This is a genomic window from Gilliamella sp. CG16, from assembly GCF_046635785.1.
Classification (GTDB): Bacteria; Pseudomonadota; Gammaproteobacteria; order Enterobacterales; family Orbaceae; genus Gilliamella; species Gilliamella apicola_I.
Genome location: NZ_JBIDFL010000006.1, coordinates 83526 through 100319, shown reverse-complemented (window position 1 = coordinate 100319; position 16794 = coordinate 83526). Strand labels below are relative to the sequence as shown.

The 16794-nt window shown below is 35.4% G+C and carries 12 protein-coding genes and 1 pseudogene; 9 read left to right on the top strand and 4 right to left on the bottom strand.

Annotated elements, in window-relative coordinates:
* Positions 1–230: 230 nt before the first annotated feature.
* Together ACGH47_RS07810 and ACGH47_RS07805 are read right to left on the bottom strand one after the other, a co-directional pair.
* Positions 231–2534 (bottom strand): TonB-dependent receptor domain-containing protein, encoded by a 2304-nt coding sequence (locus ACGH47_RS07810; protein ID WP_411623140.1) that lies wholly within the window; start codon positions 2532–2534, stop codon positions 231–233.
* Between the two features lie 136 nt (positions 2535–2670).
* Entirely contained in the window at positions 2671–3522 is an 852-nt protein-coding gene (locus tag ACGH47_RS07805) for a hemin ABC transporter substrate-binding protein (RefSeq protein WP_411623139.1), read from the bottom strand.
* Between the two features lie 339 nt (positions 3523–3861).
* On the opposite strand from ACGH47_RS07805, the pseudogene hutW reads away from it, so the two are divergent.
* The 8 genes and pseudogenes from hutW to ACGH47_RS07765 form a co-directional block, all read left to right on the top strand.
* Positions 3862–5175: pseudogene (gene hutW / locus ACGH47_RS07800) on the top strand (heme anaerobic degradation radical SAM methyltransferase ChuW/HutW); the annotation flags it as partial.
* Positions 5176–5300: 125 nt separating this feature from the next.
* The gene (gene hutX / locus ACGH47_RS07795) at positions 5301–5801 is read left to right on the top strand and encodes a heme utilization cystosolic carrier protein HutX (RefSeq protein WP_065558198.1); all 501 of its coding nucleotides are present in this window, start codon (positions 5301–5303) and stop codon (positions 5799–5801) included.
* A gap of 18 nt (positions 5802–5819) precedes the next feature.
* Positions 5820–6458, top strand: coding sequence for an NAD(P)H-binding protein (locus tag ACGH47_RS07790; protein WP_411623138.1), 639 nt, complete (start codon positions 5820–5822; stop codon positions 6456–6458).
* A 106-nt stretch (positions 6459–6564) separates the two neighbouring features.
* Positions 6565–7491, top strand: coding sequence for a FecCD family ABC transporter permease (locus tag ACGH47_RS07785; RefSeq protein WP_411623151.1), 927 nt, complete (start codon positions 6565–6567; stop codon positions 7489–7491).
* Positions 7492–7507: 16 nt separating this feature from the next.
* Positions 7508–8281 (top strand): heme ABC transporter ATP-binding protein, encoded by a 774-nt coding sequence (locus ACGH47_RS07780; RefSeq protein ID WP_411623137.1) that lies wholly within the window; start codon positions 7508–7510, stop codon positions 8279–8281.
* A gap of 84 nt (positions 8282–8365) precedes the next feature.
* The gene (gene zntB / locus ACGH47_RS07775; RefSeq protein WP_065558201.1) at positions 8366–9367 is read left to right on the top strand and encodes a zinc transporter ZntB; all 1002 of its coding nucleotides are present in this window, start codon (positions 8366–8368) and stop codon (positions 9365–9367) included.
* Between the two features lie 377 nt (positions 9368–9744).
* Complete coding sequence (locus ACGH47_RS07770) at positions 9745–10014, top strand: GNAT family N-acetyltransferase (RefSeq protein WP_411623136.1); 270 nt, start codon at positions 9745–9747, stop codon at positions 10012–10014.
* Between the two features lie 15 nt (positions 10015–10029).
* A complete protein-coding gene (locus tag ACGH47_RS07765) occupies positions 10030–11922 on the top strand; it encodes a DNA topoisomerase III (protein WP_411623135.1) in 1893 nt (630 codons plus the stop codon).
* 84 nt (positions 11923–12006) lie between these two features.
* On the opposite strand, the gene ACGH47_RS07760 is transcribed toward ACGH47_RS07765, so the two are convergent.
* Entirely contained in the window at positions 12007–12696 is a 690-nt protein-coding gene (locus ACGH47_RS07760) for a hypothetical protein (protein ID WP_411623134.1), read from the bottom strand.
* Between the two features lie 699 nt (positions 12697–13395).
* Between ACGH47_RS07760 and mgtA the strand changes: the two genes are divergently transcribed.
* Positions 13396–16104, top strand: coding sequence for a magnesium-translocating P-type ATPase (gene mgtA, locus ACGH47_RS07755; protein WP_411623133.1), 2709 nt, complete (start codon positions 13396–13398; stop codon positions 16102–16104).
* 476 nt (positions 16105–16580) lie between these two features.
* Here the strand turns inward: mgtA and ACGH47_RS07750 are convergent, their stop codons facing one another.
* Complete coding sequence (locus tag ACGH47_RS07750) at positions 16581–16793, bottom strand: YdcH family protein (RefSeq protein ID WP_411623132.1); 213 nt, start codon at positions 16791–16793, stop codon at positions 16581–16583.
* Between the last annotated feature and the right edge of the window lies 1 nt (position 16794).

The following is a 16794-nucleotide window of genomic DNA, read 5'->3' as shown; positions in this document are numbered from 1 at the left end:
TAATTATTTGATTAATTGTACTTTATTAATAGTTGTCTGTTGAGTAGCCATTAACGATAGGATAATTAATCTTTATTAAGCGCAGTATTATCAAATATATTTAATAAGTGTTCAATTTAATTTGTTGTTTTTTTTAGTTTAATATAGTTTTAAATTATATTAATCATTTTTTAACAAAAAAACCCGCACAAGCGGGTTAGTTGTCAATGTTATTTAGTAACAAGGCTGTTTTAAAAATCGATATCTAAGCCGAGTTGGAATGTTCGACCTGGTGCAGTAAATAGGTCGAGGTATTTACGATCGGATGTACGATATAACTTGTTATTACTTAAATAATCCCAGTATTTTTGGTCAGTAAGATTATAAATACCACCACTTAACTTGACGTTTTTAGTGATGTTAACATAGCTGGTTAAGTCAATGACACCATGTCCTGCGATTCTAAAATATTCTTCTTTTGAATCAGGAATGGGGTTACCATCATTGTTATAGGATTCCCGTGAAGTTGGGGTGGTTTTTTTGCCTTTTTGGAAAGTTGCATTAATTGCAATACCATAAAATTTATTTGGATCATCCCATGCTAAACCAATGGTACTTTTGAGTGGGGCAATAGAGTCCATTTCAATGTATTTATCACCTAAATAGCTCGATTTTGATTTACCTTGGTTGTAGCCAATTGCAAATTTAGCTGTTAAGCCATTAGCTTGGTCGAACCATGAACCAAAATTAAATTCACTGCTTAATTCAGCACCATAGATATACGCTTTATCACGGTTTTCAGCTTGATAAACCAGTCGATTACCGGTTCCGACAAAATCTTTTTTATAGCGAGTGTAAGCGATAAAGTTTTTGTATTTATTGTAAAAAGCTGCCGTTGATAAGGTTATTCCTGTCATGGGATGACCTTTAACACCTAATTCAAAATTGTCGCTTGTTTCGGTTTTGAGATTAGAGTCACCAACCAGTACATACATGGTGCTATGCGCTAAATAAGAACCATAAAGTTGATTTTGGTTTGGCATTTGTGCGCTACGCTTATATTGAAGGTAAGCTGTAAAATTAGGATTGATGTCGTACATCAAAGCGAGTGAAGGTAATAGTTGAAAATCACTGTTACTTTTATATTGTTGACTTAGTTTAGATGCATCAGCAATGGTGACAGCCATATTTTCTAAATGACGTGGCTTTGTTTTTTGATAAATTGCTCGAATGCCAGGTACTAAGTAATAGTTATGATGATCATTAATATTGAAGGCGATTCGGTCTTCAATAAATCCACCAAGTTGATAAGTACGGCTGTCAGCTTGGGGTTTAGTGTAATCTCCGTCAGGGAAAATCTTTCCATATCTTGGTTTGGCTGATGTATAAAATGGCGATTCGTCCTCACTCCATTTACCATTTAAACCAGCACTTATTTTTTGATTATTATATTGTTTTAGCAAGGTGGTAATAAAATTATAGGCTTTAGTATTGTAATTGGTTTGAATGTTATATTGACCATTTGTTGTGTGATTTAGATAAGTGCTGTCATACACATTCGTGCGTTGATAATTTAATTGCGTTGTCAGGCTATCTATCCAATTAATATTGGTTGGTGTCCATATATCTTTTATCGCCAAATTGAAGCGGTTGTTTTTACTTCGTTGCTTATCATGCGATTCAATTTTTTTACCATTTTTGTCCCATGTATCATAATGAGAATGTTTAGTTTTATTATTGTAATCGATAGTTGTGTTAAGTTGATGCTCATCAGTCATTTGCCAGCTGAAACCCGCAAGGATTGAATTTGAATGGTAGTTTTCCGGATAGTTATTAATTGAGTTTCCGTAATTTCTTCCTTGCTGTCCATCACGACGACTTAATACGATAATTCCGTTTAGTTCATCATCACCGCCTGCTAATGTGATACCTTGATGATAGCTTCTGTCGGTGCTGTCATAATTATTTTGGAATCCAAAATAGCTGGTTTTTCCGGGATAGAGGTAATAGCTAGCAGTTTTAGTTTGAAACGACACCGATCCACCAAGTGCATTATTGGCATTACTTACCGAAGTTGCGCCAGATTGAATATCGACTTTGTTATACATATAGGTATCGATGTAATCGCGTCCTATTCCATACGAGCCAAAACCCGCTCGCCCGACAGAATTAACGCGTCCTTGTGCAATAGGCAGTGGCATTCCGTCAATATCGATAGAAACGCGATTAGCATCTAATCCTCGAATGTTGTAACCTGTAAAGCCTCCTCTGTCCCAACTACTTTTACCACTGCCAGAACCCGATATGTTGCCCGATGCTGAAATCAATGGTTGGTAGCGCATAAGCGTGCCAAAATTAGTCCCGCCGTCTCGTCGAATATCTTGTTCGGAAATTTCAGTATTGATACCCGGCTGTTTGATTGATTCGTGTGCCGTTACTGTCATGACATCGTTGATTTTTTCATCATCATGTTTTTCAGTTGCTATGGCAGGCATAACGAATGTTAAGCCTAAAGCTAGTGTGCCCGTTTTTTTTAAATTCTTAATGTATAACATGTTTAACCTTCAATCTTACTAATCTAAATTAAATGATTTTTATCATTCGTTAAAAACAGTTTTCGTGATGTTTGATTGTTTTATCGTTACTGTTAAATGCCTTTAATGCTGAATAATCTAAAGTACTTTCAATTGATTATTCTGGGTAAAAAATTTGATAAAGCTGGGTAGCAACTTCATCCACTCGTGGCCCAATGCCAAAAAGATAACTGTCATCAATGGTTTTAATTCGATTATTTTTGTAAGCCGATGTTTCGGTTATGCCAGATATCGTTTGTAATTTATTCATACCCCCTAATTGTTGTATGGAATGGCTGTTTAATAAAATAACATCAGGATTCATCGCAATTAGCGATTCGGCGCTGTAATTTTTATAGCTGTTATGCGTCGCTAGATTTTCACCGCCTGCAATGGTGATTAAGGCGTCAGCAGTGGTATTTTTACCGGCAATGGCATTACTTCCTCCCATTGTCATCATGAATAATACTTTGGTTTTTTGGGGATGCGTTTTAATCTTGTCTTGTAGCTTGGAAAGATGGGTTTTTATTTTTGTAATTAATTGATTACCTTCATGTTGCTTGTTAAGTTTTTGAGCAATTTTGTCAATGTTTTGATAAAGTAATTCAACCGTACCGGGGACGCGTGGTAATGCCAATACGTCAACGTTAGCTTGATGCATTTGTGTTAAAACGTTGTCGGGTTCAATATCATTAAAGGCAATAAATAGCGTTGGTTTAAGCGATAATATACCTTCTATGTTGAGCAGTTTCCAATATCCAATTTGGGGTAGATGTTGAGTTGTTGCCGGATACGTACTGGTTTTATCAACACCGACCACTTGTTGATCTTCTCCCAAAGCATAAACAATCTCTGTTAACGATCCCCCAGCAATGACAATTCTTTGATTAGCTGAACTGATATTTATTAAACCTGATAATGTAAGCATAAGTAAAATAACACTCAGGTTTGTATATATTTTTTTAATCATTACATAATTCCTATAGCTAAAATACAGTTGCATTACACTATATTGAAAATGAGAACTATTATCAATAGTGATATGGTGATATTTTTACGTTTTAGTTGGATATTCGCTTTAAAACTAAGGGGAATAGAGTAAGAACAATGAATGTTATAAGTGATTATTTTGTTAAAAATGGCAAAAAATTGAAAAAAGGAGATTCAAATTGGTAGTAAAAGAATCTCATCACTCATTGAAAAAATAAAAATATCTATCAAAGTATCAAATGGTTAATAAAAAATTAAATAAAATATATTGATAAATGATAATAATTATTATTTAATCTTTACAGAATATTTAATCAGAATGGCAGTTATGAAATCTTTAGATGTTAGTCCTTTTTATGCGTTAAATTCAGCACTTCCTTTTAAGGATCGCTGGGCGGTTATGCCCTTACAGGCAAGTTTACCCGTTGCCCCACACGAAATTGAACAAAAATGGCAAGAAATTCAAAATGCTGATTTGCGTGGTCGAAAGCGTCTTATTTATATTCATATTCCTTTTTGTGACATTCATTGTCAATTTTGTGGCTTTTATCAAAACCCCTTGCGTAAATTTGATACAAGTACTTATATCGATTATTTATTGAAAGAAATTTCATTGGAAATTAATAATAAAGCCATGCAATCCGCCCCCGTTCATGCCATTTATTTTGGCGGTGGTACGCCTTCGGCTTTAGCTGCTGGGCAATTAGCACGCGTTATCCGTTATCTTAAGCAATATGCGCCTTTAGCCCCCGATTGCGAAATTACGGTAGAAGGGCGTATTTCTGATTTTGATGATGAAAAAGTGGATAGCTATATTGAGGCGGGTGCTAATCGATTTTCAATTGGCATACAAACCTTTAATACGACAATCAGACAGAAGTTAGGTCGTCAATCAACAGAACAAGAAATTATCAAAAATTTTGAGCGTATTGCTTCACGTGATAGTGTGGCATTAGTCTGCGATTTGATGTTTGGTTTACCTAATCAAACTATTGAAACTTGGCAACGTGATCTTGAAATCGTCAATGATCTTCCGTTAGATGGTGTTGATCTTTATTCACTAAATTTACTACCTACCACACCGTTAGCAAAAGGGGTAGAAAACAACCGTATAGCGTTGCCGTCAGTAAGTGACAAATGTCATTTTTATCATCAAGGTGCTGAGTTTTTAGCTAAACAGGGGTGGGTTCATTTGACCAATGCGCATTGGGCTAAAACAAGTCGTGAACGTAACTTGTACAACTTTTTGATTAAGCAAGGTTCGCATTTTTTTGGTTTTGGATCGTGTGCTGGTGGTAAATTAGATACGCATTCGTATATGCTTCATCGTGACTTAAACCAGTATTATATGCAACTTGATCAGGGCAAAAAACCCCTAATGATGTTAACAGGTAAATCCTTATTAGGGGATTGGTTACATCAATTACAAGCAGGCATTGAGAAAGGTCGAGTGGATTTGACTAAATTGACCGAGCATAGTCATTTATTTGATCCTTTAATTAAACAGTGGCATCAAGTTGGTTTACTTCAAGATGAGGATCATTGTTTACGACTGACATTATCTGGTCGTTTTTGGTCAAGCAATATTTTACAAGCTTTGCAGCAGTTGTTATTACAACTGAACAACCCCGAACATATTGAATTACAGCATAAAATGGCAAAGGCTAAACTAGCAATGAAAGGTCATCCTGCTATGCCTGGTGCACATTCTGAAAAGAAAAATAATCAACCTATTTCACATCATTAAAGGATATTAACATGGTAGATAAGCAAACTCATCTCAGTAATCTTTCAACTTATATGCAAACCAATCCCGAGGAGTTATTAGAAAAAATTGCTCAAGATCATCAAGTGACTTTGACGCAAGTTATTCAAGCCTTACCGGATGCGAAAATTGTTGATGGTTCTTATTTTGATATGATTTGGGATGAAGTGACAACTTGGGGCGATGTGTTATTTTTGATCCATACCGGAGATGTGATTGCTGAAATTTCAGGTGAATTACCGCCAGGTTCGCATAGTCAAAAATATTTCAATTTACGTCATCAAAAAGGATTAAGTGGTCATATTAAAGCTGAACATTGTCAATATATTGCTTTTATTGAACGTAAATTTATGAAAATGTCGACAGCTTCGATGATCTTTCTTAATCATATGGGACAATCAATGTTTAAAATTTTTGTGGGTCGTGATGAAAAACATCAGTTAAAACAAGATCAGTTAGAAAAATTTAGAGCATTAGCAAATAAAATTAACTAATGTTGAGATGATAATAGCATGAAAACAATATTAGTTTTTGGTGTCAGTCCAAAATTGGGTACGGGTTATCAGATTTGTCAGTTAGTTAAACAGTGCCAACCAAGTTGGCGTTGTATTGCATTGGTACGAGACGAAACTTTTGCCAAGCAGTTAAGTGAGCAAGGTATTGGGTGTCATGTCGGTGATGCGACCGACTCATCTATGGTTAGCCAGCTTTGTGCATTAGCCGGACCTGACGCCACAATTATTTCAACACTGGGTGGGGAAACCGGAAATTATCTAGCACAACGTATTATTATTGATTGTGCTGAACAAGCCAATATAAGGCAGATGGTGTTAGTCACATCCTTAGGTTGTGGTGATACATGGTCAACATTATCTTTACGAGCTAAACAAGCGTTTGGACATGCGGTACGTGAAAAATCGTTAGCGGAAGTTTGGTTACAAACTAGCACGCTAAAATACCTTATATTAAGACCGGGTGGATTACAAAATGGGGAACTAACAGGTAATGCAAAATGCTATTTTCAGCAAGAGGTACATGGACTGATTCATCGTATCGATTTAGCGAAAGTCATTATTGATAAAATAGCGCATCAGCAACTTGATAATAAAGCTTATACTGTTATTGATCCGAATCTTAAATTTGAACATTAAAATAGCATGAATGTAATTAAATCCATATTTTTAGCGAGGATAGTGAGTGCAACGTTATAGTCATCGTTCATTGTTATGGGGACTGTTTATCGTGCTGTTGGTTTTGATGGTTTTATCAGCTAATACGGGTGCTTTAACATTTCCAGTTTCTCAGTTATTGTCATTATCATTTGATGATCCATTGATGAATATTTGGTTGAATATACGTTTACCTCGTATTTTATTAGCAGTGATTGTCGGTATGGCATTAGCAACTTCAGGCGCTGTCATGCAAGGATTATTTCGTAATCCTTTAGCGGATTCAGGTTTGTTGGGCATCAGCAGTGGCGCTGGTTTATTGGTTGGTTTGTCAATTTTATTTCCGACTATCTTTCCACCAATTATGATGCTGTATGGAAAAATGTTTGCTGCTTTTTTGGGTAGTTTATTCATCTGTTTTCTGATCTATCTTTACAGTCTTCATGCCGAGTGTAATTTGGCCAAAATGGTGTTGTTGGGTGTAGCAATCAATGCCATTATCGGAGCAGTAATGGGATGCCTAAGTTATATTAGTGATGAAGCACAATTAAGACAAATGTCACTTTGGTCAATGGGGCATTTGGGTAAAGGATCGTGGGAATTAGTGTTAGTTGCTACTTCGTTAATTATCCCTGCTTTGTTAGCCATTTTGGTCCTTTCTCATCAGCTCAATATATTGCAATTGGGGGATGAAGATGCGCACTATTTAGGTATTAATGTTATTCGTTTGAAGCAATATTTGTTGGTGTTTAGTGCCATTTTAATCGGTACATCGGTTGCAGTAAGTGGCATTATTGCCTTTGTTGGTTTGGTGGTTCCTCATATGATTCGATTACGTATTGGGGCTAATCATAGTGTGTTATTACCTGCATCGGCATTGGCAGGTGGCTGTTTATTACTTTCTGCCGATACTCTGGCAAGAACGGTTGTTGCACCGACTGAAATACCGGTAGGGTTATTGACAAGTTTAATTGGTGGACCTTATTTTCTTTGGCTCATTTTAAGGCACAAATAACGGGTATAATTTGACGATGTTGACAGCAAAAAACTTAACTTTTTATTGTGGTACTCGGTGTTTAATCGATGATGTGTCTTTAGATATTCAAGCTGGCGAAATTGCCATTATCATTGGTCCTAATGGTGCAGGTAAATCAACTTTATTACGGCTTTTAACGGGTTATCAGACACCATCATCTGGCGATATTTATCTTTTTGATAAAACGATGACACAATGGTCTGCTAAGCAATTAGCTAAAGTGAGAACGGTGATGTTACAGCATAGCCAGATGACGTTTCCTTTTACGGTAAAAGAAGTGGTGGCAATGGGGCGAGCACCTTACGGTAAACTTCATTTCGAGCAAGCCATTCACGAAACTATGCAACAAACTGATTGCTTGAAGTTGGCTAACCGTGATTACCGTAGCTTGTCAGGCGGAGAACAGCAACGTGTCCAATTGGCTCGCGTTTTGGCACAATTATGGCAAGAGGAGCCAACTGAAAAGCTACTTTTTTTAGATGAACCCACTTCAGCATTAGATTTGTATCATCAGCAACATACATTGCGATTATTAAAGCAACTCGCCAAAGAACAGCAACTGGCAGTGTGTTGTGTGTTACATGATCTTAATTTGGCTGCCTTGTATGCGGATAAAGTGTTGCTTCTTAGTCAGGGAAAAATCGTTAAGCAAGGTGTACCTGCTGAAGTATTAACTGTTGAAAATATTAATCATTGGTATGGGGTTGAATTAGGTATTATTCCGCACCCTAGTAATGCTATGGTTCCGCAACTCTATTTAATGCCTTAATTTTGATAAATTAAGTTAATCAATCGCTCCATTTTTAAGCAATTTCAGTATATAATTAAGAAAACTTAACAAATGGGGCTTATAATGACGAATGAAAATAGTGAAAATTCCGTTCCTGTTTCAGATCTTATATCAGCAAAACCTGTTTTTAGTTGTCAATTTGATGGTAAAGGTAAAGCCAATCCTTTAAGTAATGATTGCCAAGCGACGGTGCAAAAGCCATGTTGGATCCATCTGGATTTTGCTAAATCCGAAACGATTAAGTGGATTAATCAGACAAAATTGATTCCGGATTTAGTGAAAAATGAGTTAATTAAACCCAACCAAATATCGAAAGAAATTCGTTTTGATACGGGTATTTTAGTCGTATTAAAAGGTGTCAATTATACGCCAAATGAATTACCCGATCCGATTGTAACCTTCCGTTTTTATATTACCGATAATCTAATTGTTTCGACCCGACATCAACAAATCGATGCGATTTTCCAATTAAAAGATAATTTAGAAAAAGGGATAGGGCCTGTTGATGTTGCTGATTGGTTAATTCAAGTATCCGAACTCATTAGTGATCAAGTCAATTTATCATTTGATAGTGTACATAACAAAATTGTTAAACTTGAAGACTTAGTATTAAATCAGCGAATTCTTTCACATAAAGAAATTGGTCGAGTACGTAAACAGTTGATCATTCTTCGTCGATTATTATCTCCGCAGCGGGATATTTTTGTTAAAATTTCAACCGAAAGGATTTCTTGGATTGATGATAACGATCGCCAACGTCTACATGATATTTCTAATCAACAAAGCCACTATGTGTCAGATATCGATAGTTGCTTATTGCGTCTTGCCTCGATTATGGAGCAAATTAATAGCTTTTTGGCAGAATCGACCAATAAACGAATCTATTTAATGTCACTATTTACCATTATATTTACACCAATCACGTTTATAACCAGTTTACTTGGTGTCAATCTTGCCGGTATTCCTTTTAGTGAGCATCCTTGGTCTTTTGTTGGGTTAATCTTGATTCTTATTGTTATTTCTATTGTGTCTGCCATTTGGCTTAAGTTCAAAAAGTGGTGGTAAAAACCCGTTTTAAAATCACGACAACTAAAAAATGATAAAGCTGAATCTTGTAACATAATTAATCAATTAAATGATATTTTAAAAGCTTTAACATGCATTGTTGACGAGGTATTGGCAAAGTGATAAGTGTTGTGCTTTCAATCTTAGTTGATTTCAGCCTTGTGATAAGATTATAAATAACAACTGTCCTCTTTAGGGTATTAGGATTACTTAAACAGACTAAGCTTAGTCCTGTTCTTTTAATGCATTGTAAAGATTAGGTTATTTTTGTGTTTATTGTTGAGAATGATTTTCTGCAAATTATTGCGCTTGAATGGCGTTAAGACTTATGTAACAATTTTCAACCTTATTGAGCATTAATAACAGACTCAGCAGGATTGGAAATTTTAAAGGATAATATGATAATTTATGGAGCCTTACCGTATTTGGCCTATCACACTGGTTTTAAGATTGAATGGTACTCGACAAAGCAAAAAAGTCGAAAAGAACAAGGTTTGATGTGTTTAGACAAACATATTTTAATTTGTTTTTATTGTCGCATTCTGCCTTGTAGGGATGCTGACAAGGCATTGTTATTGAAGATGTTAAATCATTTAAATTTTAGCGTTAAATCATCCTATCAAACTTATTTTGTTTCAAATTTATGATTAAGACTAATAATTATGCAATCTAATCAAACTTATCGTCTGTTTATTGCTGAAAAGCCCAGTCTAGCAAGGGCTATTGCCGATGTTTTGCCTAAACCACATCAAAAAGGAACGGGTTTTATCAAAGCCGCTAATGGCGATATTGTGAGTTGGTGTATCGGACATCTTTTAGAACAAGCCACCCCAGAAGTGTATGATGATCGCTTTAAAAAATGGGTGATCGATGATCTTCCGATAGTTCCGGAAAAATGGATTTTGATGCCAAAAGGGAGTACAAAAAGCCAATTTGATATTTTAGTCGAATTGATTAAATCTGCCGATCAGATTGTACATGCAGGCGATCCAGATCGAGAAGGGCAATTATTAGTCGATGAAGTTTTGAATTATTGTCAACTCACACCCGATAAACGCAAAACAATTAAGCGTTGCTTGATTAGTGATTTAAATACCAGTGCAGTTGAAAAATCGCTTGAACAATTACGCAGTAATCAAGATTTTATTCCGCTCTCTACGTCAGCGCTTGCAAGAGCCCGTGCTGATTGGTTGTATGGTATTAATATGAGTCGTCTTTGTACGCTGGTGGGGCAACGAGGCGGGTATCGAGGAGTGTTATCCATTGGACGGGTACAAACGCCTATTCTTGGTTTAGTGGTAAGGCGTGATTTAGATATTGAAAAGTTTGTTCCCAAACCGTTTTATGAAGTTTTTGCTGTACTTGAAACCCAGCATAATGAAATATTTAAGGCCAAGTGGCAACCTAGTGAAGCTTGTGCTCCCTATCAAGATGAAGAAGGGCGAGTTTTAGTCAAAGCATTAGCCGAAAATGTTTGTCAAAGAATTAAAGATCAAACCGGTATTATTGAGAAAGTCAGTAACAAAAAGAAAGAAGTTGCACCGCCTATGCCATTTAATTTATCCGCTCTTCAAATTGAGATGGCTAAAAAAAGTGGATTAAGTGCACAAGATGTGCTCGATATTTGCCAGTCATTATATGAAAAGCATAAACTGATCACCTACCCGAGATCCGATTGCCGTTTTTTACCCGAAGAGCATCTTAACCAAATAATCAGTGTAAAATTAGCAATGGAAAATAATTGCCCGGATTTACAGCCTGCTATTGAAAACGCTGATTTTAGTCTGCGGACAAAAGCTTGGAACGATAAAAAAGTTGAAGCGCACCATGCCATCATTCCAACACAGCGCAAGGCTAAAATGGACAATTTAACGGATAATGAAAAATTAGTTTATCAGGTGATTGCAACCCAATATTTAGCACAATTTTATCCTGTATATAAATACGCTGAATTACAAATTGATGTTGATATTCAAGGTGGAAAATTTATTGCTAGAGCAACGCAAATGCTTGAAGCAGGCTGGAAAGCGTTGTTTGGAACGAAAACTTTACAAGCTGATCAATCCGAAGCGGATGCAGAGAGTAATGGATTGTTAACTAAATTAGTGAAAAAAGGGGAGGCAGTGCAATGTATCGATGCTGAACTTATCAGTAAAGAAACACAACCCCCTAAACCTTTTAATGATGCAACTTTACTTTCCGCAATGACAGGTATTGCAAGATTTGTTAAAGATCCAGAGATTAAAAAAATATTGCGGGAAACCGATGGTTTAGGCACAGAAGCAACCCGAGCAGGAATAATAGAACTGTTATTTAAACGTCAATTTTTAACACGACAAGGCAAAACAATTCGTGCCACTCCAGTTGGACGTAAGTTAATTTTATCGTTACCAGATATTATGTCTATCCCCGATATGACTGCGCATTGGGAACGACAATTAGATGAAATCAGTAAAAAGGCGTTTTCTTACCAACAATTCATGAATCAGTTAAATCAATCATTGCTTGAACTTGTAGAGCATCTTAAAAATGCCCGTTTAAATATACGTGCTTAGTTCCCATATAACTATTAAGGCGACGTAAAGCTTAGATTTGTCGCCTTATTTATTACCACAGCAGATAAAACCTTCGAAATTGGGTTATGATTGATGCGATTCTTCTTTACTCATTATGGATTTATCAAAACCAGGATTACTATTATTACTTTCTTGAATAATGCGAACTAGTTGGTCATTAGCACGCTTTAAAAAAGTGTCGTCTTTCAAAATCAATCGATAGGTATTAAGCCTTTTTAAAGGTGCTATGGCGAACTGAGTTGCAATCAGTAAGATAATTAAAATGGTTATCGCGGCAATGATTATATTAATTATTGAATTTGATCTAAAAACGGTATCAAGATTCGATATCACCGTAATAAAAGCGAGAATGAACCCAACACATAATAGGATGACTTCTTTAACTAAAAAAGGATTGACTGCCGTTATTTTATTTTGTCTGATACAAAAGTATTGGGTTAGTGAATTTAATTGTAATAAATTGATGATGTTTTTAATGTCAGCATTAATTAACGAAATTGCGATTCTTTCTTTATTCATGTCACCGGTTTGATAAAAACAGACCTTGTCCCAAAGAAGTTTACTTTTAATATTATTCAAGTAATCCTTTTGGTATTTTGGCTTAGGTGTCTTTTCTAAAATATCAGCATATATAATGATATTATCGAGGTATTGATTGGGTGATCTTTTTCGATTGAAAAACCATAAAAATGAAAGTGCGAAAATGATCACGAAATTTAACCAATTAGTGTCGAGTAATGTTATGAGTTCCACTTTCGTTTTCCTTGCGTTGAATAGTATTAGTTATTGTAAATGATATTAAGTTTTGTGTGTATTATTTATATACAAAAAACCATTTATTGGGGCGATAAGTGCTGTTTTTAAGCTGTTATGACCTTTTTAAAGGATTATTGGTTGACTTATTTTGGCTAAAGGCGTATAAATTGCCCGCCTTTGAGCTTTTCTTACTTTTTTAACTATTAGGTGGTTAAAAATGAGGGTTAAGAAAAGTTGAAATACAAAGTGTTGAGTTCAATTTTATAGGAGAACTATGGACGCTCAATCGGGTCACCCCATATATGGGGAGATGTATTCAAACACAAATCATTATCGGTTAATGAACCTGTCTAAATAATCATTTTTTCAGTTCACGCGCCGAAATTGATCGAACGGTAACGGTGAACGATATGCAATTTTTTACACGCTATCACACAAATTCAAAACATCATGGTGCGCACATCTTAATGTTGTGTTCATTACTTTTTTCAGAAAAACATTTAGAACCACCGAGTTGTATCTAATTCTTAATTAAATTATCTCGCTAAATTATTTTTTGCTCAGCCATCGCTTTGAGTGCGGTCATGCTGTGGCATTAAAGTCTTAACTATTCAATTAGTTACTTTGCTTATTGTTATTTTTTAACAGTGAGTAGGCATATTTTTGTCTAAAAAATTATGAATATAGGTACATAAGATGACCAAAAACACTACAAAAATTCATTCACAAACAAGCTCAGATATTAAAGCAATTCATGAAGCTCAACATAGCTTAGATAGCATTTTATCTAAATTTCAATCGAGCTTGTCCGGTTTAACGCAAGAAAATGCAAAATCAAGATTAGAAGAGTATGGTAAAAACGAAGTAGCCCGAGAAAAAGTCCCTTCATTATTTATGCAACTATTAATGGCGTTTAATAATCCATTTATTTTTGTGTTACTTATTTTAGCGGTGGTTAGTTTTGTCACGGATTTCTGGTTACCTTTACAAAAGGGGGAAGAAACCGATCTAACTAGTATCATTATCATTTTAACCATGGTTTCATTAAGTGGTTTATTGCGTTTTTGGCAAGAGTTTCGATCTAATAAAGCCGCTGAAGCGCTCAAATCGATGATTCGAACAACGGCAACGGTATTAAGACGTCCGCATAAGGATATGAATCCTGAACATTTTGAAATTCCGTTAAGCGAGATTGTGCCTGGCGATATTGTCTTTTTATCGGCAGGGGATATGATTCCTGCGGATATCCGCTTAATTGAATCACGGGATCTTTTTGTCAGCCAAGCGGTACTGACAGGTGAATCTATACCTGTTGAAAAATATGACACTTTAGGCGCCGTTTCACAAAAGACAACCGATGAAATTAATGCATCGGATATTGATAAAGATAATGTTCTTGATGTGAATAACGTCTGTTTTATGGGGACGAATGTGGTAAGTGGAACGGCTAAGGCAATTGTGGTTGCCACAGGTGCAGACACGCATTTTGGCTCATTAGCTAAATCCATTGTTGGTTCCCGTGCTGAAACGTCATTCGATCGAGGTGTGAATAGTGTTAGTTGGTTACTGATCCGTTTTATGCTTATTATGGTGCCAATTGTTTTTGTGATAAATGGTATTTCAAAAGGAGATTGGGGCGATGCGGCTTTGTTTGCTTTGGCGGTAGCGGTTGGATTAACCCCTGAAATGTTGCCGATGATTGTCAGTGCTAACCTGGCTAAAGGTGCGGTTGGAATGGCAAAGCGTAAGGTTGTTGTGAAACGTCTTAATGCGATTCAAAATTTTGGTGCAATGGATATTTTATGTACCGACAAAACGGGTACATTGACACAAGATAAAATTATCCTTGAACATCATCTTGATAGTCATGGTCAAATTGACCCAGCTGTATTAGAACTCGCTTGGTTAAACAGCTATTATCAAAGTGGTATGAAAAACCTAATGGACAAAGCCATTATCCGTTTCACTGAAGAGAAAACCAGTGTTAAAAAAGTCGGGGTTGGACTTTATAAAAAGATTGATGAATTGCCATTTGATTTTGTTCGTCGTCGTTTATCGGTTGTGGTGCAAAATGGTAATGATGATCATTTGATGATTTGCAAAGGTGCCGTTGAAGAGATGCTGTCTATTTCTCGTTATGTTTATCAAGACGGTGAATATTTGCCATTAGATGAAAAACGCAAACAAGAGTTAATCGAACTTGCTCATAACTACAATAAAGAAGGATTCCGAGTTTTAGCGGTGGGATTAAAAAATATTTCTGCTTCACAAACAAAAACGCAATACAGTGTCCAAGATGAGACTGATCTTGCAATTCGAGGGTTCTTAACGTTTTTAGATCCGCCAAAAGAGAGCGCATACGAAGCCATTTCTGCATTAAATGAACATGGTGTAGGGGTAAAAGTTTTAACTGGTGATAATGAAATTATTACCATAAAAGTGTGTCGTGAAGTGGGTCTAGAGCCAGGAACTCCCTTACTGGGTACCGAAATTGAAAAAATGGATGATGATGAACTCAAAGAACAAATTGAGCAACGTACTATTTTTGCTAAATTAACACCTTTACAAAAATCACGAATCATCCGTTTATTACAAGAAAATGGTCATACAGTGGGCTTTTTAGGCGATGGTATCAATGATGCGCCTGCATTACGTGACGCCGATGTTGGTATATCGGTGGATACTGCAACCGACATTGCGAAAGAATCAGCGGATATCATTTTGCTTGAAAAGAGTTTAATGGTGTTAGAAGAAGGGGTAATTTGCGGTCGAGAAACATTCGGTAATATTATGAAGTATTTGAATATGACTGCCAGTTCAAACTTTGGTAATATTTTTTCGGTGTTAGTTGCCAGTGCATTTTTACCTTTTTTACCTATGCTAGCAATTCATTTGTTGATCCAAAATTTATTGTATGATATTTCACAATTATCATTACCTTGGGATAAAATGGATGATGAGTTTTTACAAAAGCCTCGTAAATGGGATGCGCAAAATATCAAACGATTTATGATTTGGATTGGACCAACATCTTCTATTTTTGATATTACTACCTATGCGTTAATGTGGTTTGTGTTCAGTGCAAATAGTGTCGAAGTACAATCATTATTCCATTCTGGTTGGTTTATTGAAGGGTTACTTTCACAAACTTTAGTTGTGCATATGTTAAGAACACAAAAAATTCCATTTGTTCAAAGTACAGCAGCGTTTCCGGTCATTGTGATGACATTATTGATAATGGTCGTAGGTATTTATATCCCATTTTCTCCAATAGGAAGTTTGATTGGTCTTGCTCCTTTACCTTGGTCATATTTCCCATGGTTAATTGCCACACTACTATCTTATTGTTTTGTTGCGCAGTTAATGAAACGAATTTATATAAAACGTTTTGGGCAATGGTTCTAAATTTGTTGGTAGCGCAAGTAGGCGATATGGAAGTCGCTTACTAAATAACCAAAATAATTGGTAATACCGTTAATTTATGCTAAAGTAACTACCATTATTGGAGATGGCGAGTATTTTATACAAAATACCTGATAAGGATATTGCTAGTCACTCTTTAAAAATTCCATACATTTTCGTGGTGTGATAACTATAACAAAAAGAGGAAATTAAAATATGAAAACTCCACATAAAAATATTATTGTATTGATTAAAAATCGTAAAAAAAGAACGACAAAAGAACAATTAAACAAGTAAAAATTCGCTTTATTATTAAATTTTTTAGTTTTTGTTTTATCTGTTATCATCATAAACCCCTTGTTTGGGGTTTATTTATATTTATTGCTTTTGATAAAAGCACCTACATCAACATTGTTTTCACAACACTAATTTTTTGAATAAAGATTGACTAATACGCTATTGATGTTTTTATCCCGTATTTATGCTTGATTTTTTAAGATTGTGTGTATTTCATCTTTAAGTTTAAGTTTCTGTTTTTTTAAGTTTTCGATAGTTTCGGATGTGTCGATTTTGATACCTGACTCAATATTTTTAATTTTTTGATCCAAAGCATTATGTTGATCAAATAATTTTTGAAATCGTAAATCTGTATTTTTTAATTTTGAAATTAATTCTCGATATTCTGGAAACATA